Origin of the sequence: Mycobacterium syngnathidarum, assembly GCF_001942625.1 — a bacterium.
GTDB lineage: Bacteria > Actinomycetota > Actinomycetes > Mycobacteriales > Mycobacteriaceae > Mycobacterium > Mycobacterium syngnathidarum.
The window spans coordinates 454,000-476,456 of record NZ_MLCL01000089.1 but is presented as its reverse complement, the minus strand read 5'-3'; the positions used below and the strand labels follow the sequence as shown (position 1 = coordinate 476,456).

The 22,457-nt window shown below is 65.1% G+C and carries 19 protein-coding genes and 2 pseudogenes; 13 read left to right on the top strand and 8 right to left on the bottom strand.

Annotated features, from left to right (window positions below):
* The first annotated feature begins 25 nt into the window (after positions 1–25).
* From BKG60_RS28190 to BKG60_RS28180, 3 genes are all read left to right on the top strand, one after another.
* Entirely contained in the window at positions 26–1,390 is a 1,365-nt protein-coding gene (locus BKG60_RS28190) for an arylsulfatase (RefSeq protein WP_070946869.1), read from the top strand.
* 57 nt (positions 1,391–1,447) lie between these two features.
* On the top strand, positions 1,448–3,364 hold the full coding sequence (gene gyrB / locus BKG60_RS28185) for a DNA topoisomerase (ATP-hydrolyzing) subunit B (protein ID WP_075910242.1): 1,917 nt from the start codon (positions 1,448–1,450) through the stop codon (positions 3,362–3,364).
* A 214-nt stretch (positions 3,365–3,578) separates the two neighbouring features.
* Complete coding sequence (locus BKG60_RS28180) at positions 3,579–4,490, top strand: hypothetical protein (protein WP_207553903.1); 912 nt, start codon at positions 3,579–3,581, stop codon at positions 4,488–4,490.
* Here the strand turns inward: BKG60_RS28180 and BKG60_RS28175 are convergent.
* Together BKG60_RS28175 and BKG60_RS28170 are read right to left on the bottom strand one after the other, a co-directional pair.
* Positions 4,438–4,785 carry a DUF202 domain-containing protein gene (locus BKG60_RS28175; RefSeq protein ID WP_075910240.1) on the bottom strand — a complete coding sequence of 116 codons (348 nt, stop codon included), beginning with the start codon at positions 4,783–4,785 and terminating at the stop codon, positions 4,438–4,440. The genes BKG60_RS28180 and BKG60_RS28175 overlap by 53 nt on opposite strands.
* Positions 4,782–5,126, bottom strand: coding sequence for a YidH family protein (locus tag BKG60_RS28170; RefSeq protein WP_075910239.1), 345 nt, complete (start codon positions 5,124–5,126; stop codon positions 4,782–4,784). Before BKG60_RS28170 ends, BKG60_RS28175 begins: the two co-directional genes overlap by 4 nt.
* A gap of 144 nt (positions 5,127–5,270) precedes the next feature.
* Between BKG60_RS28170 and BKG60_RS28165 the strand changes: the two genes are divergently transcribed.
* The 4 genes from BKG60_RS28165 to BKG60_RS28150 are packed head-to-tail and all read left to right on the top strand — an operon-like array spanning position 5,271 to position 9,913.
* Positions 5,271–6,728 (top strand): ABC transporter substrate-binding protein, encoded by a 1,458-nt coding sequence (locus BKG60_RS28165; RefSeq protein WP_075910238.1) that lies wholly within the window; start codon positions 5,271–5,273, stop codon positions 6,726–6,728.
* A 25-nt stretch (positions 6,729–6,753) separates the two neighbouring features.
* Positions 6,754–7,641, top strand: a complete 888-nt coding sequence (locus BKG60_RS28160; protein ID WP_083284441.1) for an ABC transporter permease — start codon at positions 6,754–6,756, stop codon at positions 7,639–7,641.
* A complete protein-coding gene (locus BKG60_RS28155; protein ID WP_070946872.1) occupies positions 7,638–8,387 on the top strand; it encodes an ABC transporter ATP-binding protein in 750 nt (249 codons plus the stop codon). The genes BKG60_RS28160 and BKG60_RS28155 overlap by 4 nt, the downstream gene beginning before the upstream one ends.
* Before the next feature lie 29 nt (positions 8,388–8,416).
* Complete coding sequence (locus BKG60_RS28150) at positions 8,417–9,913, top strand: SulP family inorganic anion transporter (protein WP_075910237.1); 1,497 nt, start codon at positions 8,417–8,419, stop codon at positions 9,911–9,913.
* 5 nt (positions 9,914–9,918) lie between these two features.
* Here BKG60_RS28150 and BKG60_RS28145 read toward each other — a convergent pair whose 3' ends face one another.
* On the bottom strand, positions 9,919–10,752 hold the full coding sequence (locus BKG60_RS28145; RefSeq protein WP_070946873.1) for an NYN domain-containing protein: 834 nt from the start codon (positions 10,750–10,752) through the stop codon (positions 9,919–9,921).
* 108 nt (positions 10,753–10,860) lie between these two features.
* Between BKG60_RS28145 and BKG60_RS28140 the strand changes: the two genes are divergently transcribed.
* A complete protein-coding gene (locus BKG60_RS28140) occupies positions 10,861–12,108 on the top strand; it encodes a KasA/KasB family beta-ketoacyl-ACP synthase (RefSeq protein WP_075910236.1) in 1,248 nt (415 codons plus the stop codon).
* On the opposite strand, the gene BKG60_RS28135 is transcribed toward BKG60_RS28140, so the two are convergent.
* The 5 genes and pseudogenes from BKG60_RS28135 to BKG60_RS28115 all read right to left on the bottom strand — a co-directional run bounded on the left by BKG60_RS28135 (position 12,105) and on the right by BKG60_RS28115 (position 17,245).
* Positions 12,105–12,992 (bottom strand): cyclopropane mycolic acid synthase family methyltransferase, encoded by an 888-nt coding sequence (locus BKG60_RS28135; RefSeq protein ID WP_083650364.1) that lies wholly within the window; start codon positions 12,990–12,992, stop codon positions 12,105–12,107. The genes BKG60_RS28140 and BKG60_RS28135 overlap by 4 nt on opposite strands.
* Positions 12,993–13,013: 21 nt before the next feature.
* Positions 13,014–13,715: pseudogene (locus tag BKG60_RS32735) on the bottom strand (class I SAM-dependent methyltransferase).
* A gap of 124 nt (positions 13,716–13,839) precedes the next feature.
* Positions 13,840–14,829, bottom strand: coding sequence for an ABC transporter ATP-binding protein (locus BKG60_RS28125; protein WP_070946875.1), 990 nt, complete (start codon positions 14,827–14,829; stop codon positions 13,840–13,842).
* Between the two features lies 1 nt (position 14,830).
* A complete protein-coding gene (locus BKG60_RS28120) occupies positions 14,831–15,880 on the bottom strand; it encodes an ABC transporter permease (protein WP_070946876.1) in 1,050 nt (349 codons plus the stop codon).
* A gap of 78 nt (positions 15,881–15,958) precedes the next feature.
* The gene (locus tag BKG60_RS28115) at positions 15,959–17,245 is read right to left on the bottom strand and encodes a DUF2786 domain-containing protein (protein WP_070946877.1); all 1,287 of its coding nucleotides are present in this window, start codon (positions 17,243–17,245) and stop codon (positions 15,959–15,961) included.
* A 724-nt stretch (positions 17,246–17,969) separates the two neighbouring features.
* On the opposite strand from BKG60_RS28115, the gene BKG60_RS28110 reads away from it, so the two are divergent.
* The 5 genes and pseudogenes from BKG60_RS28110 to BKG60_RS28090 all read left to right on the top strand — a co-directional run bounded on the left by BKG60_RS28110 (position 17,970) and on the right by BKG60_RS28090 (position 22,323).
* Positions 17,970–18,299, top strand: a complete 330-nt coding sequence (locus BKG60_RS28110) for a helix-turn-helix domain-containing protein (RefSeq protein ID WP_070188222.1) — start codon at positions 17,970–17,972, stop codon at positions 18,297–18,299.
* Positions 18,299–19,579: a type II toxin-antitoxin system HipA family toxin gene (locus tag BKG60_RS28105; RefSeq protein WP_070946878.1), complete on the top strand. Its 1,281-nt coding sequence runs from the start codon at positions 18,299–18,301 to the stop codon at positions 19,577–19,579. Before BKG60_RS28110 ends, BKG60_RS28105 begins: the two co-directional genes overlap by 1 nt.
* Before the next feature lie 18 nt (positions 19,580–19,597).
* Positions 19,598–20,272 (top strand): annotated as a pseudogene (locus BKG60_RS28100) (Mut7-C RNAse domain-containing protein); the annotation flags it as partial.
* A gap of 117 nt (positions 20,273–20,389) precedes the next feature.
* Positions 20,390–20,830: an NAD(+)--rifampin ADP-ribosyltransferase gene (gene arr, locus BKG60_RS28095; RefSeq protein ID WP_070188237.1), complete on the top strand. Its 441-nt coding sequence runs from the start codon at positions 20,390–20,392 to the stop codon at positions 20,828–20,830.
* Between the two features lie 74 nt (positions 20,831–20,904).
* Positions 20,905–22,323 carry an SDR family NAD(P)-dependent oxidoreductase gene (locus BKG60_RS28090; RefSeq protein ID WP_070946879.1) on the top strand — a complete coding sequence of 473 codons (1,419 nt, stop codon included), beginning with the start codon at positions 20,905–20,907 and terminating at the stop codon, positions 22,321–22,323.
* The last annotated feature ends 134 nt before the right edge of the window (positions 22,324–22,457 follow it).

Below are 22,457 nucleotides of genomic sequence, written 5' to 3'. Positions count from 1 at the left end.
CTATCGACAGAGAGGTAGCTCAACCATGTCCAAAAAACCCAACATCGTGTATTTCCACGTCGACAACCTGGGAATGGGTGAGCTCGGCTGCTACGGCGGCGGCATCCTTCGCGGCGCTGACACCGCCCGGATGGACGCGTTCGCGGCCGAGTCGCTGAAGCTGTCGCACTTCGTCGTCGAACCGCAGTGCACACCCACCCGCTCCGCGTTGATGACCGGTCGATACCCGATCCGATCCGGCAACCACACCATCGCCTTGGGAGGGAACGGCGGCGGGATCGTGGCCTGGGAGCGCACCATGGGTGACATCCTGTCCGAAGCCGGCTATGCCACAGCATGTTTCGGCAAGTGGCACATCGGTGCCGAGGACGGCCGGTGGCCGACTGATCACGGGTTCGACGAATGGTACGGCCCGGCCCGCACCTACGACGAGTGCCTGTGGCCCGACGACCCGTGGTACGACGGCGATCGCGACGGCTACTCCTACATGTATGACGGCACCAAGGTCGGGGGTGTCCAGGCCACCGATCAGCAGCTGACCGTCAAGCTCAAGGGTGAGGTGGACGGCGAATACGACCGCCGCGCCAAGGCGTTCATGAAACGCAGCGTCGAGGCGGACAAGCCGTTCTACCTGTACCACAACCACTCACTGATGCATTTCCCGATGGAGGTCCGCGAGGAGTTCAAGGGCAAGAGCACCAATGGGGCGTGGGGTGATTCGCTGCTGATGCTCGACCACGACTTCGGCAGCATTCTCGACTACCTGACCGAATTAGGCATCGAGGACAACACGATCGTCATCATGGCGGGGGACAACGGCGCCGAGGACCACCTGGCCGGACGTGGCACCGCGGGGTTCTTCGACGGGTCGTACTTCAGTTCTGCCGAGGGCGGGATTCGGACGCCATGCCTGATCCGCTACCCAGGAAACGTCCCGGTGCGCGAGAGCAACGAGATGGTGCACGTCACCGACATGTTCCCGACCTTGCTGCGGTGGGCCGGTTGTGAGATCCCCGAGGACCGGATCATCGACGGCATCGACCAGCGGGAATTCTTCGGTGGCGCAGAGGAATCCAGCCGCGATGGCTGCATGGTGTGGCTCAACGAAGAATTGCACGCGGTGAAGTGGTCTCAATTCAAGATCAACTTCAAACGCCAGCAGCACTTCCACGACCCGGAGATCCCGCTGGGCTTCGCGCGCATCACCAACCTGCTGGAGGACCCGAAGGAACGCGAGGCGGTCAACCAGACCTGGGTGCGTTGGTGGGTGATGCAGCATGCCTACCGCTTCATCCAGGAGTTCGAGGCCAGCGTCGAGACCGAGCAGCTGATTCCAGCCGGCGCGCCGATCGAATTCGTACCTGCCCGCGAGCCGGTCAGCGCCGAGTAGCACCAGAAGCCCTGCCCCGCCCGGGGCAGGGCTTCGCTCTGAAAGGGGAGCCCAGTCATGACCACCGCCTATGGCGCACAATCGATCACGATTCTCGAAGGTCTCGACGTGGTCCGGAAACGGCCCGGAATGTACATCGGGTCGACCAGTGAGCGCGGCCTGCACCACATGGTGTGGGAGGTGGTCGACAACGGGGTGGATGAGGCGATGGCCGGTCATGCCACCCGGGTCGATGTCGTGCTTCTTCCTGACGGCGGGGTCGAGGTGAGCGACGACGGCCGCGGCATCCCGGTTGCCATGCACGAGACCGGTATTCCGACCGTCGACGTGGTGATGACCCAGCTGCACGCGGGCGGAAAATTCGACGGCGAGTCCTACCAGGTTTCGGGTGGTCTGCACGGGGTGGGAGTGTCGGTGGTCAACGCCCTGTCCACCCGCCTGGAGGTCAGTATCCACCGGGACGGTCACGAGTGGTTTCAGCACTACGAACGTTCGGTGCCCGGCACTCTGCGTCAGGGTGCGCCGTCGGAATGTGCCGGCACTACGGTCCGGTTCTGGTCGGATCCTGAGGTTTTCGAGACCACCGAGTACAACGCCGAAATCATCGCGAGACGCCTGCAAGAAATGGCTTTCCTCAACAAAGGCTTGGTTCTTACGCTGACCGACCGACGCGCCGGTGAGGCTGACACCCGAAGCTTTCACCATCCGGGCGGACTGATCGACTATGTGGCCCACATCAACCGCGTGAAAGAGCCGATCCATCCCAGCGTCATCGATTTCGACGGTAAGGGTCCCGGCCACGAGGTCGAGATCGCGATGCAGTGGAATGCCGGTTACTCCGAGTCGGTGCACACCTTCGCCAACACGATCAACACGCATGAGGGTGGTACCCATGAAGAGGGTTTCCGTGCGGCGTTGACGAGTGTGGTGAACCGGTACGCCAAGGAAAAGAAGCTGCTCAAGGACAAGGATCCGAACCTCACCGGTGACGACATCCGCGAGGGTTTGGCGGCGGTGATCTCGGTGAAGGTGGCGCAACCTCAGTTCGAGGGGCAGACCAAGACCAAGCTCGGCAATGCCGCGATCCGGTCGTTCGTGCAGAAGGTGTGCAATGAGCAGTTGACTCACTGGTTCGAGGCCAACCCGGCCGAGGCGAAGGTGATCGTCACCAAGGTCGCGTCGTCCGCGCAGGCCCGTGTCGCGGCACGTAAAGCCCGTGAACTGGTGCGACGCAAGAGCGCGACCGAGGTGGGCGGCCTGCCGGGCAAGCTGGCCGATTGCCGCTCGACAGACCCGACGAAGTCCGAACTGTATGTGGTGGAGGGTGACTCGGCCGGTGGCTCGGCCAAGAGCGGCCGCGACTCGATGTTCCAGGCGATCCTGCCCCTTCGCGGCAAGATCATCAACGTCGAAAAGGCCCGTATCGACCGGGTTTTGAAGAACACCGAAGTCCAGGCGATCATCACCGCGCTGGGCACCGGTATCCACGACGAGTTCGACATCTCCAAGCTGCGCTATCACAAGATCGTGTTGATGGCCGACGCCGACGTGGACGGTCAGCACATCTCCACGCTGCTGTTGACGTTGCTGTTCCGATTCATGAAACCGCTTGTCGAGCAAGGCCACATCTTTTTGGCCCAGCCGCCGTTGTACAAGCTCAAGTGGCAGCGTCAGGAGCCGGAGTTCGCCTACTCCGACCGCGAGCGCGACGGTCTGTTGGAGGCCGGCCGGGCGGCCGGCAAACGCATCAACGTCGACGACGGTATCCAGCGTTACAAGGGTCTGGGCGAGATGGATGCCAAGGAACTGTGGGAAACCACCATGGACCCGACAGTGCGGGTGTTGCGCCAGGTGACGCTTGACGATGCGGCCGCCGCCGACGAGTTGTTCTCCATCCTGATGGGTGAAGACGTCGAAGCGCGCCGCAGTTTCATCACCCGCAACGCCAAAGACATCCGCTTCCTCGACGTGTGACTTCCGGGCGGCCTTTCCGCCCGTTCAGCTCCATATATCCCTTCCAAGACACTGTGACGAGTGTGCAGCTTTTCCGACCAGAACTGCGAGATCGCGTAGAGATCCTGCACACTCGTCACAGTGTCCTGATCAACTACCCAACCCGGACACCGGCCTGTGGATGACCAGGCTCCGGCCGCGAGAATTGTCGGCAGGCCAGCCGATGCTGGCGGGCATGGACAGACGTTCTTCCAGGCCGTTCCTCGGGAGCGAGGCGATCCGAGCTGGGCAACTCAGTGAGCGCGAGCTCGCGACGAAGTATCGCGCGGTCTACCGCAATGTGTATCTGGCCAACGAGGTCGCGCTGACACCGGAAATGCGAGCCAGGGCGGCATGGCTGTTCGCCGGTCCCGATGCGGTGCTGAGCGGGATTTCGGCCGCAGCCGTCTATGGCACCAAATGGCTGAACGTCGATGACCCGGCGGAGGTTGTGCGGACCAATCGCCATGCGCCGGAAGGGCTGCGGGTGCACTCGTATGCGCTTGCACCAGAACATGTTCGCGACTTCGACGGGATGCGGGTCACCACAGTGGCCCGGACGGTGTTCGACCTGGGCCGACTGTTGCCGACCCCCAAGGCGATACCGATCTTGGATGCGCTGATGAACAAGACCAAACTGGACCCCGACAAGGTGTGGTCGTTGGTCGACGCGAATCCAGGCATCCGCGGCATCGATCGGCTGCGGATATCACTGGCACAGTCTGACGGCGCTGCCGAGTCGCCGCTCGAGACGCGCACCAGGCTCGTGCTTCGGAACATAGGCATCCCAGGGCTCGAAACGCAGATCCCGTTCTACGACCAGTGGGGTCTGGTCTGCACCCGAGTGCCGATGGGCTGGCGCCGATGGAAGGTGGCGGTCGAATGCGATGAGGAGCACGATTCTGCGCGTCATCGAACGTGGGTGCACGAGCATACGGCCGAACTCGAAGCGCGCGGATGGGGCGTCGTGTGGGTGACCAGGTCGATGGTGTCCGGGTCGAACAACCTGCTACAGCGGGTGAGACAGAAGATATGGGCCGCGCAAGATCGGGCCGTCATGGCGCGGCGGACAATGCCAGGTACGTCACCACCAGAAGTGCTTCGATGATGACGGCGATCCCGATACCCGGCAGATAACGCCGTCCGGCCGCCGCGCAATCGCGCGGGCGGGCCAGCAATTGACGGCGCCGCTGCAGCCCGACCGCGTACACGCCCGCCGCGAGAACGAGCGCCGCGATGACCACCGTGATGCGTACCGGATCGTGGCCAAGGCCAACCGTTCGGCCGTCGCGCAGCAGCACCAACACTCCTGAGGTCGCGACGGCCAGCGCGGTGCGGGTCCATGCCAACGATGTCCGTTCGGCCTGCAGCCCACGATCCTCCGCCAGCGCTTGACGCGTCATGCGACGGTGGCCGCGATCGCGAAACCCACTGTCACCAGTCCCATCGTGGCCAGGCCGGTAGTCAGATAGACGGGGATGGCCGGCCGTGGCAGCGGTTGGTCATGGCGCATCGCGCGATCGACCTGAGCCCAGCGCACCAACCCTGCTGCCGCTGTGGCGACCGCCATGGCGCCGACCAGTACACCCAGTATGTGCCGGAGGCCCGGAACTGTCAGCTCGGGCATGAACTGCACCACGGCGACGGCCGCCGCCAGTAGCCCCAGGGAGGTGCGCTGCCAGGCCAGAAACGTGCGCTCGTTGGCAAGCGTGAACCGGTAGTCAGGTTCAGTCGAAACATCCATGGCTGCAAGCCTTTCCGAATTCAGTGCCGGTCGCCAGGGGCGGTCTTGGTGGCGTAACCTCGGCGTTCCCTGTGTGCAGATGGCGTAACTGCTGCGCAACCTCACATGACAGTGAGGTAACAGAAGCCGTCGACTCTTGTCGGTATGGACGACGTGCAACATCTCCCTCGTAGCCGGTGGCGAGCCCGGTCGGCCGGTCTGTTGGCGGCACTCACGGTCGGAGGCGCGCAGCTGCTGACCGGATGCGGTCTGCTCACCGAGCCGACGGTCGTCGTCAACGTCGGCTACCAATCCAAGACCATCAACACGGTCAACGCCGGCACGCTGTTGCGTGACCGCGGTGACTTCGAGAAGGCCCTCAAGCAAATCGGTGCCCAGACCGGCACCAGGTACCGGGTGGTGTGGCAGGACTTCGCGTCGGGCGCACCCCTTACCGCGCAGATGATCGCGACTCACGTCGACATCGGATCGATGGGTGACTATCCGTTGCTCACCAACGGATCCAAGACGCGCAAGTACGACGACGCGGTCACCGAGATGGTCGCGACCACCGGCTACAACCTGCGTGGATCGTTGAACCAGGTTGTGGTGCCCTCAGATTCGGACGCGCAGAAGCTGGCCGACCTGACCGGCAAGAAGGTGTCGACCAGCCTGGGATCCGCGGGTGACGGAATGTTCTCTTCGGCGGTGCGCAACAGCGGAATCGACAAGGGCGCCGTGCAGATCGTGAACCAGGATCCGTCGGTGGGTGCGTCGGCGATCGAGGGGGGACAGGTCGACGGACTGGCGCAGTTCGTGCCCTGGCCGCAGCTCGTGATCTACCGCAATCAGGGGCGACTGCTCTACGACGGCGGGGACAACAATGTGCCCACCTTCCACGGAGTGGTCGTCCGCAAGCAGTTCGCCGCTGGGCATCCCGAGGTGATGGCGGCGTTCCTGCGGTCGATGAAGTCCACCACCGACGACATCGTCGCTCATCCGCTCAAGGCGGCGCTGCGGGTCTCGGAGATCACCGGTATCGAGCCCGAGGTGATCTACCTCTACAACGGTCCCAACGGGTTGGTCAGCTTCGACATGACCCTCAAGGAGCAGTTCTTCGGCGCGTTCGCGAAAGTCAAGGACTATCTGGTGGGACGAGGTTCGGTGACAAAGGATTTCGACGTCGCCGGATTCATCAACGACGGCTATCTGCGGGAGCTGTTCGGTGACCGGTACGCGCGGCAGCGTGACAGCGTGGCCAACCCGATGCGGCTCACCGGATTCGACGAGGTGTGTGGACTTCCGGTGGACGATCCGGCGCAGGCCTCCGAACTGTGGGCCGCCGGAGCCGAGACGACCGACGTCGCGGCGACACCGAGCTGCCTGCTGCGCCGAGTCGGCACGACCGCCGAGGTACGGGCGGCTTATGTGCCCGACACCCTGACCGGGCTGCGGATCTTCGCCGATCACGCGGTGTGGCTGCAGGACCCGTCGGCACCGCCCAATCAGCGGTACAAGCCGTTTGCCACCTCCGCTGGGGCGGACGCCTACCGCCACGAGCACCCGCAATCCCGGACCGTCGGCTACGCCGCCGCGGTCGGGCAATCCCGCACCGCGGGCTGATCCATCCACCGAGAAAGGAAATCGCATGACTGATCTCATGATCCGGCCGACCATCGCGCCACCAAAGTTGTGGTCGTCGGCCAATCGGAACGGAAAGTCGGTGCGGCACAGTCTGGCTGACGTCGTACCCGAGTCCGTTTCCCGCCGGGCACCGGCATTGGTGCTGCCGCTGATCCCGATCGCGATCTTCCTGGTGGCCTGGCACCTGTTGACCACCAACAATGTGGTCGCCTGGCTACGGTTCAATCGAATGCCTGCGCCGGAAGCGGTGCTGCAGGCGCTGCTGGCCCGGGTCAGCTCGGGCAGCTACTACGACGATCTGCTGGCCAGCCTGCAGCGGATCCTGCTCGGCTTCGGTCTGGCCGCGGTGGTGGGCATCGGGTTGGGTGTGCTGGTCGGGCGGTCGGAGATCGCCCGGATGGCGCTGCGGCCCTTCATCGAATTGATTCGCCCCATCCCGGCGATAGCGCTGGTGCCGCTGACCATCTTGCTGTTCCCGTCCAGCGAGCAGGGCATCGTGTTCATCACGTTCTTCGCGGCATTCTTCCCGGTAGTGGTCAGCACCATCCACGCCATGGACTCCATGCCGAAGGTCTGGGAGGAGGCGGCGCAGACGATGGGTGCCGGGCGGATGTCGTTGCTGTTCCATGTGATCATCCCGGGGGCGCTGCCCGGTATCTTCGCCGGTCTCTCGGTGGCGATGGGCGTGGCATGGATCTGTGTCGTCAGTGCCGAGATGATCTCGGGGCAGTTCGGCATCGGGTACTACACCTGGCAGGCCTACGGTCTGCTCGACTACGCAGGCGTTGTCGTCGGCATGATCTCCATCGGTGCGCTGGGGCTGGGCACCGCCTGGCTGGTCGAGCGGGTCGGACGGCGGGTCAACCGCTGGCTGCCGAGGGCCGCCCGATGAGCGCCGGCGCCGTCGACCTCCAGGACCTGCAACTCGGCTTCAATGGCGTTGTCGCAGCGAATATCACCCTCAAGATCGAACCCGGCGAAGTCGTGGTGTTCCTCGGTCCGTCCGGCTGCGGCAAGTCGACAATTCTGCGGGCCTTGGCCGGTCTGCTGGAACCGATGGGCGGCACCGCGACCGTCGATGGTGCGCCCGTCACCGGCAATGCCGCGCAGTGCGCCATGGTGTTCCAGGAGGACGCACTGTTCCCGTGGCGCTCCGCGCTCAAGAACGTGCAGTTTCCGCTCAAACTCCGAGGCATTCGCGGCAAGGAACTCAAGGCGACGGCCGCCGCCCGGTTGGAACAGGTGGGGCTCGGCGAGTATCTGGATCACCTGCCCAGTCAGCTCTCGGGTGGCATGCGCCAGCGGGTCCAACTGGCCCGTACGTTGGCCTGTGAGCCGCGGGTGATGTTGATGGACGAGCCGTTCGGCGCGCTGGACGCCCAGACCCGGCTGGAGATGCAGCAGCTGCTGACATCGGTGTGGGAGACCCAGAAGATGACGCTGCTGTTCGTCACCCACGATGTCGACGAAGCTCTGCTGCTGGCCGACCGGATCGTCCTGTTGAGCCACCGGCCGGCCACGGTCGCCGATGTCCTCACCATCGAGAAACCACGCACGCCCGAGGCGCAGTTCGAGGAGTCCTATCAGCGGCGGCGCCGCGACATCCTGGATTTCCTCGGTCATCGCCCCGCCGCATAGCCGATCTTACTGTCCGTCAAGGAGTTTCGATGAGTATCACCCTGCCTGGATTTCGCGCGCCCTCGACCGGTGCCGCCGGGCCGTCGCTGCGCTCGCCGGCCGTGCTGCGCACCGAGGTGCTGGCCGGTCTGGTGGTGGCCCTGGCGTTGATTCCCGAGGCGATCGCATTCTCGGTGATCGCCGGCGTCGACCCCCGCGTGGGTCTGTTCTCGACGGTGACGATGGCCATCACCATCGCCTTCACCGGCGGACGGCCCGCGATGATCACGGCCGCCACCGCGGCGGTTGCGTTGGTCGTCGCGCCGGTGTCCCGGGAATTCGGGGTGGGGTACCTCGTCGCCACCATCCTGCTGGCGGGTGTGCTCCAGATGCTGCTGGCGGCATTCGGAGTGGCCAAGCTGATGAGGTTCATCCCGCGCAGTGTGATGGTCGGCTTCGTCAACGCGCTGGCCATCTTGGTGTTGGTGTCGCAATTGCGCCACTTGGTCGACGTGCCGTGGCTGGTGTATGTGCTGACCGCGGCGGGGGTCGCGATCATGGTGGCGCTGCCCAAGCTGACCACGGCGGTACCCGCACCGCTGGTGGTGGTGTTTGTGTTGACCGTCGCCGTCATGATCTTCGGCTGGAACGTGCCCGACGTGGGAGATCAAGGGGCACTGCCTGATTCGCTACCGGTACCCGGGTTTCCGCAGGTTCCGCTGACCCTGCACACCTTGCAGGTGATCGCGCCCTACGCGTTGGGGGCGGCACTGGTCGGGCTGCTGGAATCGCTGATGACGGCCAAGCTCGTCGACGACATCACCGACACTCCGTCCAACAAGACCCGTGAAGCATGTGGGCAGGGGATGGCCAACGTTGTCACCGCGGTCTTCGGCGGCATGGGCGGCTGCGCGGTGATCGGGCAGACCATGATGAATGTCAAGGTGGCTGGGGCCAGGACACGACTTTCCACCTTGCTGACCGGGTTGTTCGTCTTGATCCTCGTGGTGGCTCTGGGAGATCTCGTCGGCCGCATCCCGATGGCCGCGTTGGTGGCGGTGATGATCGTGGTGTCGTTCGCGACCTTCGACTGGCACAGTGTGACGCCGCGGACCTTGAAGATGCTGCCGCGCAGTGAAACCCTGATCATGGTGGTCACCGTCATCGCGACGGTCGTCACCGGGAATCTCGCCATCGGGGTGTCACTCGGTGTGCTTGCGGCGATGGTCGCCTTTGCCCGCCGGGTGGCGCACTTCACCTCGGTGACGGCGCTGACGGGACCGGACGGTGTGCGAACGTATCGGGTCCGCGGAGACCTGTTCTTTGTGTCCAGCAATGATCTGGTGCACCAGTTCGACTACGCCGATGATCCCGCCGAGGTGGTGATCGACATGTCGGGTGTGTCGGTGTGGGACGCCTCGTCTGTTGCGAGTCTCGACGCGATCCGGCTGAAGTATTCCTCGCGAGGGAAAACGGCTTCGTTCACCGGGCTCGACGGGGCGAGCCTGGACCGGCTGAACCGATTGTCGGGGCGGTTGGGGGTGTGAGGGAGTCAGCGCAGCTTGACCATGCGCGTCGTCGAACTCTCGTCCAGCTCGACCACTTTGGAACGCGACCGCAGGAAATCGCTGAACGACTTGAACCCCAACGACTTCTCACTGAAGGACGGGTCCATCCGCTTCATCTGTGCCTTGACCGCGGAGTTGTGCAGCCACTCGACATCGTCTTTTTCCAGGCCGATCTGCAGGGCCCGGGTGAGTAGCGCGGTGGCTTGGGCCTGTGGGTCGGGCTCGGCGGTTTTGCGGGTGCGCTTCTGCGGCTTGGGTTCAGGCTGCGGAGTGAGTGCGGGAATGCCGGGAAGCGCGTCGTAGACGACGAACTCGTCGCACGCGGCGGCCAGCACCCGGCTCGACGATCCGGCCACCCCGATGCCGACCACGTAGCGGCCCAGCCGTTTACAGCGCTGGGCCAGGGGGATGTAGTCGGAGTCGCCGGCGACGATCACCACGTGGGTGAGGTCGGGGAGCCGGAACATGTCCTCGACCGTGTCGACCGCCAGCCGGATGTCGGCGCCGTTCTTGCCGTAGGCGGCCGCGGGGAACAGCTGCACCAGGTCGACGGCGCGCCCGACCAGTTGCTCGCGGTAGCCGGCGTTGACGTCGGCCGACCAGTCCGCGTAGGCGCGGGTGAGCACCAGGGTGCCGAAGGAGGAGGCGAAGTCCAAGATGGCGGCGACGTCGACCGTGGCCTTGGCGAGCTTGTCCGGTTCCAGGCCTTTGGCCTTGTCTTTCTGGAACGAGTTGCGGCCGTTGACCTGGTCGTAGCGGGATATGACGATGTTGTCGAAGTCGAGGTAGACCGCGACGCGGGTGTCGGGTTCGGTCATGTTCTCCAGTCTGACAAATCGGATGTAAGTGGGTATATGCAGTTCTAAAGTGGGAATTACTTTCTCGCAGGTGTTCGGCTCACAAAGGAGAATCAGGAAACTCAGAAGATGCCCGCGAATGCCGCAGGTCCATTCGCCGATGTCGTCGTCACCGCGATCGCATCGACTACCTCTCTTGCGGCCGATGCCGAGGACACGTGGGCGCTGTTGTTGGAGGGCCGAAGCGGCATCCGCACCCTGGACAAGCCGTTCGTCGAGGAGTTCGACTTCCCGGTGCGTATCGCCGGGCAGCTGACCGAGAACTTCGAGGACATCCTGGGCCGGGTTGAACGGCGCAGGCTTTCGTATATGGGCCAGATGTCCACGGTGCTGGGGCGTCGGCTGTGGGAGAGCGCCGGCTCCCCCGAAATCGACACCCGCCGGCTGATGGTGTCGATCGGCCTGGCATTGGGCACCACCGAGGAAATGATCCTGCAGTACGACACCTGGAAGGAGAAGGGCCTGCGGGCCGTGGCGCCGACGTCGATCCAGAAGTACATGCCGAATGCGCCGGCGGTGGCGGTGGCCCTGCAGCGGCAGGCGAAGGCCGGGGTGATGTCGCCGGTGATGGCCGACGCGTCGGGTGCGGCGGCGATCGCGCAGGCGTGGCGACAAATCATCCTGGGTGACGCCGACGTCGCGATCTGCGGTGGCGTCGAGACCTGCATCGAGGCGGTGCCCATCGCGGCATTCGCGCAGTGCGGCTTCATGTCGACGTACAACGACGACCCGGCGGCCGCATGCCGGCCGTTCGACAGCCACCGCGACGGCATGGTGTTCGGTGAGGCCGGCGCGCTGCTGCTGATCGAAACCGAGGAGCACGCCAAGGCGCGTGCTGCGCCGATCCTGGCCCGGCTGATGGGCTGCGGCATCACCAGCGACGGCTATCACCCGATCCGGCCCGATCCGACCGGCGAGCGCGCCGCCGATGCCATCACCCGGGCCGTTGAGCTGGCCGGTCTCAGCCCGGCCGACATCGATCACGTCAATGCCCACGCGACCGGCACCGTCTGTGGGGATGCCGCCGAGGCGCGGGCCATCCACCGGGCGCTGGGGCGCGCGATGCCCGCGGTGTACGCGCCGAAGGCGGCGCTGGGACATTCGCTGGGATCGGCCGGGGCCGTGGAGGCGGTGCTGACCGTACAGGCCTTGCGCGACGGGGCCATCCCGCCCACCTTGAACCTGAAAAACCGTGACCCGCAGATCGACCTCGACGTGGTTGTCGATCAACCCCGCCGCGGCACCTACCAGTACGCGATCAACAACTCGTTCGGATTCGGCGGTAACAACGTCGCATTGGTCTTCGGCGCCGGTTAGGGCCGTTTGGCGAAGGTGAACTGCGCGACTTCGGAGATCCCGCGGCGGAAGAAGTCGGCGCAGCCGGTGATGTAGCGCATGTAACGGTCGTAGACCTCCTCGGAGGTCACGGCGATCGCCTCGTCGCGGTGGGCGACCAGGTTGGCGGCCCAGGTGTCCAGCGTTCGCACGTAGTGGGCGTTCATGAGCTGTAGCTCTTCGGTGGAAAAACCCGCATCGGACGAGAATTCGAGCATGTCCTGATCCGATGGCAGCTGCCCGCCGGGGAAGATCTCGCGGCCGATGAACCGGGTGAACTTCATGTCGGTCAGGGTGATGGCGATACCGTGCTCACGCCAGTAGTTGATCGGATGGGTGAAGATCGTCTCGATGACCATGCGGCCATCGGCCGGCAGCACGCGGTGTGCGGTGTCGAAAAAGGCTGCGTAGCGCGACTTCCCGAAGGCTTCGAACGCCTCGATGCTGGCGATGCGGTCCACCGGCTGGTCGAACTGCTCCCAGCCCTGTAGGCACACCAAGTGTGAGCGGCGGGTATCGGCCTGATCCAAAAGGGTTTGACAGTAGGCATATTGATTGCGGCTCAGGGTCAGGCCGATCACGTTGACGTCGTAGCGCTCCAGGCTGCGTTTCATCAGCGCACCCCAGCCGCAGCCCACGTCCAGCAGCGTCATCCCCGGCGCGAGGTCCAACTTGTCGAGGGCCAGATCGATCTTGGCCAGCTGAGCTTCTTCCAGCGTCATGTCGTCGCGCGCGTAGAACGCGCAACTGTATGTGCGGGAAGGATCTTGGAAGAGCCCGAAGAAGTCATCGGAGAGGTCGTAGTGGGCTTGGATGTCTTCGAAGTGCGGCCGCATCTGGGCCGTCCCCGTTGTCCCGTCGGCCATGCGCAGCAACCTCCCCGGTAGTTACATTTTCTCGCAGGTGAATTGGCACACGTCGGTGTAGCCGACGCGAAAGAGATCCGCGCAGCCGGTCAGGTACTTCAGGTAGCGCTGGTAGACCTCTTCGGAGGTGATCGCGATCGCTTCGTCCTTGTTGGCCTGTAGGTTTGCCGCCCAGGTGTCCAGCGTGCGGGCGTAGTGCGGCCGCAGGCGCTGCTTGCGGGTGACGTGGGAACCGGCTTCGACCGCCCGGTCCTCGACCATTTTGATCAGCGGGATCCGGCCGCCGGGATAGATCTCGGTGACGATGAACCGGAAGAAGCGCATCAGCGACATGGTGGTGGGCAGGCCCAGTTCGGCGACTTCTTCTCTACTGGTCGAGACGATGGTGTGCAGCAGCATCACGCCGTCGTCGGGCATCAGCTCAAAGGCCTACGTCGAGCCCCAACCGCAGCCGATGTCGAGCAATGTCATGCCCGGCTGCAGACCGAGTTTGCCCAGTGCCAGATCGACTTTCGCCATCTGCGCCTGCTCCAGCGTCATGTCCTCGCGCTCGAAGTAGGCGCAGCTGTATGTCTGGGTCGGGTCCTGCCAGAGCCGGAAGAACTCGTTGGACAGGTCGTAATGGGACCGGACTTCATCTGCCGTCGACCCGTGACGCCCGCCGGGGGGCGCGCCGACGAATGTCGTTGTGGCATTTTCTTGGTGCTTGGTTGCTGTCACCATCCGCCCCGTACTGCATCGGACTCGGTAGCTGACCCGGCGCACCGCTTTCTTCATACGCCGTGTTCGGACGCTACTCCTTCGATCTTGTGCCCGGTACCCCCTGGCGAAAACCGAGGTCGCCCGCTCACTGGTCGGTGTCGGATCGTCCGATCAGGTTCTTGGCGCCGGTGGGGCCGAGCAGTTCGCGGAACGCCTGGACGGTGTAGCCGACGATGCTGGCATCGGTCTTGGCGCGGGCAGTCGCCGACCGGGGCAGGCTGAACAGCGGTCCCATCTCGCCGAAGTAGTCGCCGGGCCCGACGACTTTGATGACTTCCTCACCGCCGCTGGCCAATTCGCGCGAGAGTTCGATCTCACCGGTGGTGACGATGTAGATCAGGTCGCCCATCTCGCCCTGGCCGAACAGCACTTCGCCGGCCTCGACAGTCACGGTTTCGGGGCCCTGATGTTCGACGGCGACGTGTGGAACGAGCTCCACCACTTGGTCGGCGAGTGGCAGGATGCGGGTGTCGTGGGTGGCGACCACCACGACGCGTTCGTTGCTTGCAAGTTCACGGATGAGCCGCAGCACTTCCTCCACTTGGATGAAGTCCAGGTGGGCGGTGGGCTCGTCGGCGAGGATCAGCGGCGGGTCGAGCGCGATGGCGCGCGCCACCGCGACGCGCTGTTGTTGCCCGCCGCTGAGGTTGCCGGGCCGGTGGTGCAGTCGGTCCTTGAGCCCGACGCGGGTGAGTAGTTCCATGGCGAGTTCGCGGGCGCCGTAGTGGCTCATGCCGGCGGCGCGCAGCGGCACCATCACGTTTTCCATCGCGGTCAGGCTCGGCACCAGGTTGAACGCCTGGAACACGATCCCGACGGTGTCGCGCCGGTAGTCCGACAGCGCTTTCTTGTTCAGCGTGCTCACGTCGATGTCGCCGAATTCGATGCGTCCCGCGGTCGGTTTGAGGATTCCGCCCAGGCATGAGAGCAGCGTGGTCTTGCCGCATCCGCTGGGGCCCAACAGGATTGCCAGTGATCCGGCCGGGACGTCGAGGTCGAGGCCGTCGATCGGGCGTACCGCGTAGCCGCCGCTGGAGTACTCCACGACGAGGTCTTTGACGAGAAGATCGGCCATGTCAGGGTCCTCTGAACGCCAGGGCTGGGTCGATGGTGACCGCGCGGCGCAGCCCGGCCACGCTGGCCAGCAGGCCGATGACGACGGCGACGATCGGCAGTGCGACGAACGCCACGGTGGGCACGTCGCAGCGCATCGGGAACGGTGGCCCGAGCACCAGCGAGAGGCCCGCGCCCAGCAGTGCGGCCAGCAACGCGACCGTCACCGCCTGCATCGCGAGGCCGCCCATGATGGAGCGGGTGGCCACCCCGACCGCCTTGAACACCGCGAAGTCCCGGGTGCGTTCCAGTGCGGACAGGTAGATCACCGAGCCGACGATCAGCGCCGCGACGGCCCACAGCAGGCCGGCCATCAAGCTCATCGCCTGGTTGGCGCCGCGCAATGGGCGCACCATGTCGTCGATCGCGCCGGCCCGGTCGACGATGCGGAATTCCGGTGGCGGCGCGCCCGGGGTGCCGACGATGCCGACCGACGAGATCAGCTTCTGGCCGGAGAACAGCAGTTGTTGGGCGCCGGGGACGGTCAGGTAGACGTTGTCCTGGGCGGCCAGGGCGGTGAGGTCATCGACCAACCCGACCACGCGCAGATTCGACGCGCCGATGGCGACGTCGGCGCCGATCGGTTGGCCCATGGTCGTCGACACCGCGACCTCGTCGGGTGTGTGCGGTGCCCGGCCCTCCTTCAATGCCGGGGCTCCTGGGCCCTGCTCCGGCACCCCGAACACGTTCACGTTGCGCGGGGTGCCGTTGTTCGGGATCGTCGACGAGCCGTACACCAGCGGCACCGCGGTGGTGACCCCCGGCAGCTTGGCGGCACGTTGAACGTCGGTGAGCGGCAACGGCGCCGAGCCGAGGAAGGGGCCGGCCGCGCCCTCTTTGATCATGAATGCGTCGAGGCCCAGGGCGTCGACGCTGCGTTCGGCTTCGACGCGGAAACCGTTCGCCAGGCCCGTCAACACCAGGGTCATGGCGAAAACCAACGCGGTGCCGACCGCGGCGATCATGAACCGCCGCCGGCGCCACTGCAGATCGCGTAATGCCGCGATCAACACGTCGGTGTCCTCTGCATCGCTTTCGACGTTACCGAGGTGGTTGTGGCGGGTGGTGGTTATTGGGGCATTTGGTGTCCATCACCCCGCGATCGGGCGGCGTACATCCAGCTGAGCAAGGTCGGCTGCGATACGTCCGGCCGACCATCCTGCGCCGTTGGACGCCGTCATTTCCCGGGGCACCGTCGCTGGGAAGAGCCGGTTGCTGAGCTCTTCGGTCGCCTGGCTGCGGGCGGCCAGTACCGGAAGCAGTGCGCCGCGCTCCATCTCGGTGGCCACGGTCGTAGAGGCGGTGGTGAGGCGTTCACCGATGCGGTTGGCGTACGAGAGGAGAAATGACTGGCGAAACGAGCGGGTCCGGGTCTGCCCGCCGCGGGTTCCGCGGCCGGCGGCCAGCATGGCCCGGTTGGCTTGAACCAGCAGTGAAGTAGCCAGCAGTTCAACGAATTCCAGGTCGCAATCGACGCCGATGACCACGACGAAACCCAGCTTCTCGGAGCACACCGTGTGGCTTCGGTTGGCCGTCGCCACGGCCTGCACGAGCGCGGACTTGGCCATGACGTACGGGCTGTCGATCCACATCCGCCGGGCGACGGCCTCTGCGCTGCGCCCGCGCTCGTGCTCTCGGACTGCGTGATGCAGCGAGTATCGACTCATCAGCTCTTGTGCCTTGGCCGAAAGGGCTTCAGCCTCTTCGGGAAACTTGGTGGCCTCTGCCTTGGCCAGCAGTCCGCGAACTCGGCTGAGCGCTTTTGCGTCGGCCGCATTCACCACAGCGGCCGAATGCTGGTGCGCACCGGGCAACGGCAGCAGAGGCTCCAGGATCGGGAGGGTGGCGAGCAGTCGCAGTATCTTCAGCACCAAGGTCAACGCTGCGAGACGGTCGACGGCACGCCTGTCGGCCCAGTCCGACATCAGCGGAGGGACGGGAGCGCCGCCCGTGGACAACGCGGCGAGCTCGGCACGCCACCGCGGGTGCAAGGTGGTGACGGCATAGTGCCGGGATTCGAGAACGATCGCCTCGGCGAGGTAGCCGGCTGCGGACGCGTCCAGGTGGCGACGAGCGAACTCGTGGAGATCATTCGGTGACCATCCGGCCTGCCATGCCTTGCTGATCGCTCCGGTGATGGCGCCGTCGGCGGCCAGGTCGAGATCGTGCGCGGAGCGGCATTCGTCGAATAGTTCGGCAGCGTGGGCATTCTCGTCGTGATCTGTACACATCGCGCGGTGGTACAGCTTTGCGGTGAGCTGGTTGAGTAGGGCTGCACGGTCGTACTCAGGTTCGGTGTTCCAGCGTCCCTGTTGGGATGACGTGCGCCGGCGTTCTTTGTGCTTGGCGGCGCGTTTTTGGCGGTTGCGGCGGCTCATGTCCGGATTGTGGTGGAGGGCACCGACAAGTCCGCGGCAGTTTGTGCGTTGTGACATGTTGCGGGCCGTGGCTTCTGGGGAGGGAAGCTGGCTCGTCGGGTGTGCGACGGTGCAAGTCACACCTGTCACGGATCTCCGGGTGGGTGCCGATGTGCCCGCCTGCTAGCGACTTTTCAGCGACAATCGGCACTCCTACACCCTGAGCTTCGCCAGTCACGCCGTGGCGGATCGCACCTACCACTCAGTGCTCTGGAGTCTCACCAACCTCATCCGTCCAATGTCCAGCTGTCAGCGACTCTGTCGCTGACAGCTGGACAACCCGAATTCCGTTGCACCCGAGGCTCAAGAAGCCTTGTGTGACAAAAGTATTCATCGCATTCGTGACCATAGTTACCCACGGTGCTCATGTGGCGGTTGTCGCTGAAAAGTCGCTGACAGGCGGGCAACTCAGTACCCGTGGCCCGCTCGCGACGCGCCACCGGTCGGTGGGAACGCAGCGATTCGGGCCGCCAGCTTCGCGCGTCCGTCGATAATTCTCACCGTGAGTCCTCGGGCGCGGCACCGATTCTTGGCGAAATCCCTTCCCGCATCGTCAAGATTTTTGACGGTCTCTCCCCGGCGTAAGGACCTCCTGAAGTGCAGAAAGTCGTTGTACAACTTCTTTTGCGAAAGACGTCGAACGACTACAATCTGAAATGTCGTCGAACGACTACAAGGAGTAGGCATGCAGGTCAAGACAATGGGTGACGTTGGCGCTCTCGTCCGTTCGGCTCGCACGGCTCGTGGAATGACTCAGGCTGAGCTGGCCGCGCAACTGCGCATGAGTCGAGACTGGGTCGTCAGATTGGAGAAGGGGCACCCACGACTGGAAGCGCAACGGGTGCTCGATGCACTTCGCGTCGTCGGTGTGAGTCTGGAAGCGTCCGCGCCCGAAGTGTCGTCGAGTGCCCGCAAACGTAACCGGAAGGAAACTCCAGAGAAGTCCAAGCCCGCCGGAACGGCCCCCATAACGCTTGATCCGTTTGACGCGCTGTTCGGCACAAGGAAAAGGTGATGGCGGATAGGACGCTGCGGGTCTACCTGGACGGGGTCCCGGTCGGTACTGTGACGCAGTCCGCTCACGGAGCTCTGCGTTTCACCTACGACGATGAGTATCGCGACCGGGCTGACCCGACACCGTTGTCGCTGTCCTTGCCGATCTTGTCGAATCGTCATCGGGACAAGGCTATTCGGTCCTACCTTGAGGGCTTGCTTCCGGACAGTGAAGGTGCGCGACAGCGGTGGGGACGCGAATACAACGTCTCGCCGAACAATCCCTTCGCTCTGCTCGCTCATGTCGGACGCGACGCGGCCGGTGCGGTTCAGATTCTCCCTCCTGACGTCGATCCTGCGGATGCCCGCGCACGGACCGGTGACATCCAATGGCTCAGTGGGACTGAACTCGCAGATCTCGTCCACGTGCTCGCCACTCATCAATCAGACTGGGACCCAGGCAGGTTCGGTGGCCGGTGGAGCCTGGCCGGTGTACAACCCAAGGTCGCGCTGTTCCGGGACCCGCAATCAGGGCAGTTCGGGATCCCGCGTGATTCGACACCGACGACCGTGATCGTCAAACCTGCAATCTCTGGTTACGCACGGCACCACATCAACGAGACGCTATGCCAGCGCGCCGCCAGCGAAGCCGGGCTGCTCGCCGCCGAAGCCGCAGTGATGGAGATTGGTGACGTTCAGGTGCTGACCTCGACCCGCTACGACCGCCTTTATGACGGAATTGCCTGGCATCGAGTCCACCAAGAAGATATCTGCCAGGCGCTGTCGGTCCATCCCGGTCTGAAATACCAGTCCGACGGCGGCCCCGGTGTTGGCGACATCGCCAACCTGCTCAATCGTCTGCCGATCGAGGACCGCGCCGTGAACGCCGAGCGCTTCTTCAAGGCGCTCTCCTACAACATCCTTATCGGTGGAACCGACGCTCACGCAAAGAATTACTCGCTCGTACTCGTCGGATCACGCGCCCAGGTGTCGCCCCTGTATGACGCCGCCTCGGCAGCACCATACGACCAGCGCGAGCGCCTTCGCTCATCGATGAAGATCGGCGACCACTGGAAGATGCTGGACGTCACCAATTCCGATTGGAACAAGGTCGGCCGTCGACTCGGGATCCCCGCGGATCAGGCCGTGGCTTGGGTGGATGAACTCCGCAGAGACCTTCCCAGTGCATTCGAGCGCGCTGTTGCGGTTTTGCCAGTGAGCCTGCAACCCGAGGCGGAACGCATGGCGGAGCGGATCCTCGAGCATGTCTCGGGGACGTGGAAGCCGAACCTGAACAGCTGAGCATAGCGAGAATGGCGGTCCGTCCGGCGTCCTTGCCGGAGCCACCAGACCGTCAAGGATGTGCTGGAGGCCATGGGTATTCCGCACACCGAGATCGACCTGATCCTGGTGAACGGGGATCCGGTGGGGTTCGAGTACCGGCCCGCGGTCGGCGACCGGATCGCGGTGTACCCGATGTTCGAGGCGCTCGACATCGGGGCGACGGCCCGGCTCCGGCCGGAGCCGCTGCGGCAACCGCGGTTCGTGATCGACGTCAACCTCGGCCGGCTGGCGCGGCTGCTGCGCCTGCTCGGGTTCGACGTGTGGTGGTCCAACGATGCCGACGACCAAGCCCTGGCCGACACCAGCGTCGAGCAGCGGCGGATTCTGCTGACCCGAGACCGGGGCCTGTTGAAGCGTCGCGCGATCACCCACGGCCTGTTCGTCCACTCCCAGCAGCCCGAGGAGCAGACGCTGGAGGTGCTGCGGCGGCTGGATCTGCGGCGCCGGGTGGCGCCGTTCACCCGGTGCGTGCGGTGCAACGGGAGGCTGGCCGCGGTGACGAAGGAGGCGGTGGCGGACCGCCTTGAGCCGTTGACCCGCCGCTATTACGACGAGTTCAGTCGCTGCCCGGACTGCGGGCAGATCTATTGGGCCGGAACGCATTTCGCGAAATTGCGCAGTCTGGTCGACGGGTTGATCGACCAACTCTGACCGGATTGGGCGGGCGCCGAAGGACTTTGGCTCGCCTCCCACTCTCACTATACGGCGGGGGGTGGGGCTTGCGGCAAGGCCCCTGGCGTGCTGCACAATCTGTCGGTCCGTGACGAGATGGGGGATGTTGTGACGAGTACGCCGAAACCGTTCGAGGTGCATGAGTCCGGTGCGCTGCTGCATGGCACCAAGGCTGACCTGGCGGTGGGGGACCGCCTGGTGCCCGGCCGCGAGTCGAATTACCAAGCCGGCCGGATCATGAACCACGTGTACGTCACCCGCACGTTGGATGCCGCGGTGTGGGGCGCCGAGATGGCCGTCGGCGAGGGGCGGGGCCGCATCTACATCGTCGAACCCGAAGGTGCGATCGAGGACGACCCGAACGTGACCGACAAGAAGCTGCCCGGGAACCCGACCCGCTCCTACCGAACCCGCGAGCCGGTGAAGATCGTCGGTGAGATCACCGACTGGGTGGGGCATTCACCCGAGCAGCTGCAAGGCATGCGCGACGGGTTGGCGGACCTTCGGCGGCGCGGGCTGGACGTCATCTACGACTGATCCCACGGGCCCACCGGGTTGCCGCCGGTTCGCTCGATACGGGGTTTTGACCCCAACCGCCGTACCCTTCCCTCGTGAACGCGATCGATCCTGACCAGCTCAGCACGTGCCTGCGGGTGCTGTCCGAGGTGCACACGCTGCCTCCGGAGCATCCCGATGCCGTTGCTGTGCGCCAGGCCACCGCGAAGATGTTCAAGGTGCTGAAGAAGGAACGCCGGGCCGCCAGACGCGATGCGATCGCGGCGGCCGACCGGGCCGTCATCGCCGCCACCGCCACGGGTGCGCCGGGACGGATCGACGACGAGACCCAGGGTTTGCCGCTGGTGTCCACCGCGGTCGGGGCGAGTGCGGGCACGCTGCTGCGCTCGCGGGCCTGCTACATCTGCAAGCAGCACCACACCGTGGTCGACGCCTTCTACCACCAGCTTTGTCCGGATTGCGCCGCGATGAACCGGGCCAAGCGCGATGCTCGCACCGACCTGACCGGGCGCACCGCGCTGCTCACCGGCGGGCGCGCCAAGATCGGCATGTACATCGCGCTGCGGCTGTTGCGCGACGGCGCGCACACCACGATCACCACCCGGTTCCCCAACGACGCGGTGCGCCGTTTCGCCGCGATGGAGGACAGCGCCGACTGGTTACACCGGCTGCGGGTGGTGGGGATCGACTTGCGGGACCCGGCCCAGGTGGTGGCCTTGGCCGACGAGGTGGCCGCGCAGGGGCCGCTGGACATCCTGATCAACAACGCGGCGCAGACGGTGCGTCGCCCGCCGGGCTCGTATGCCGCGCTGGTGGAGGCCGAGCGCACCCCGCCGCCGGCCTTGGTGGACGTGGTCACCTTCGACCATGTCAGTGACGCGCATCCGCATGCCCTGGCCGGGAGCCTCGGCGAGCACCCCACCGCGCACGCGCTGACCGAGCTGGCCCTGACCGCCCGCAGCGCCTCGCCGGAGCGGATCTCCGCCGGGGTGGCCATCGACGCGGGTGGGCTGCTGCCCGACACCGCGTCGGTGAACAGCTGGACCCAACGCGTGCACGAGGTCGATGCGATGGAACTCCTCGAGGTCCAGCTGTGCAACCAGACTGCGCCGTTCATTCTGGTGAGCCGGCTGCGCCCGGCGCTCGCCGCCTCACCCGCCCGACGCAAGTACGTGGTGAACGTGTCGGCGATGGAAGGCCAGTTCAGCCGCGGTTACAAGGGGCCCGGGCACCCGCACACCAACATGGCCAAGGCCGCGCTGAACATGCTGACCCGCACGAGTTCCGGGGAGATGCTGGAGCAGGACGGGATCCTGATGACCGCCGTCGATACCGGGTGGATCACCGACGAGCGTCCGCATCCGACGAAGCTGCGGCTGGCCGAAGAAGGTTTCCACGCACCGCTGGATCTGGTGGATGGTGCTGCGCGCGTGTATGACCCGATCGTCCGCGGGGAATTGGGCGAGGACCTGTACGGGTGTTTCTTGAAGGATTACTCGCCGAGTCCTTGGTAGGCGCGGGTGCGATTGTGAACGCCGCGAACAGCGGGATGCGGGCCGGCTGACCTCACCGGTACCAACTGTCTCACCGGTCACCAATTCGGCCCGAGCTCGGGTGGATCCGGCGCGGCGGTTCCGCAACCGTCGTG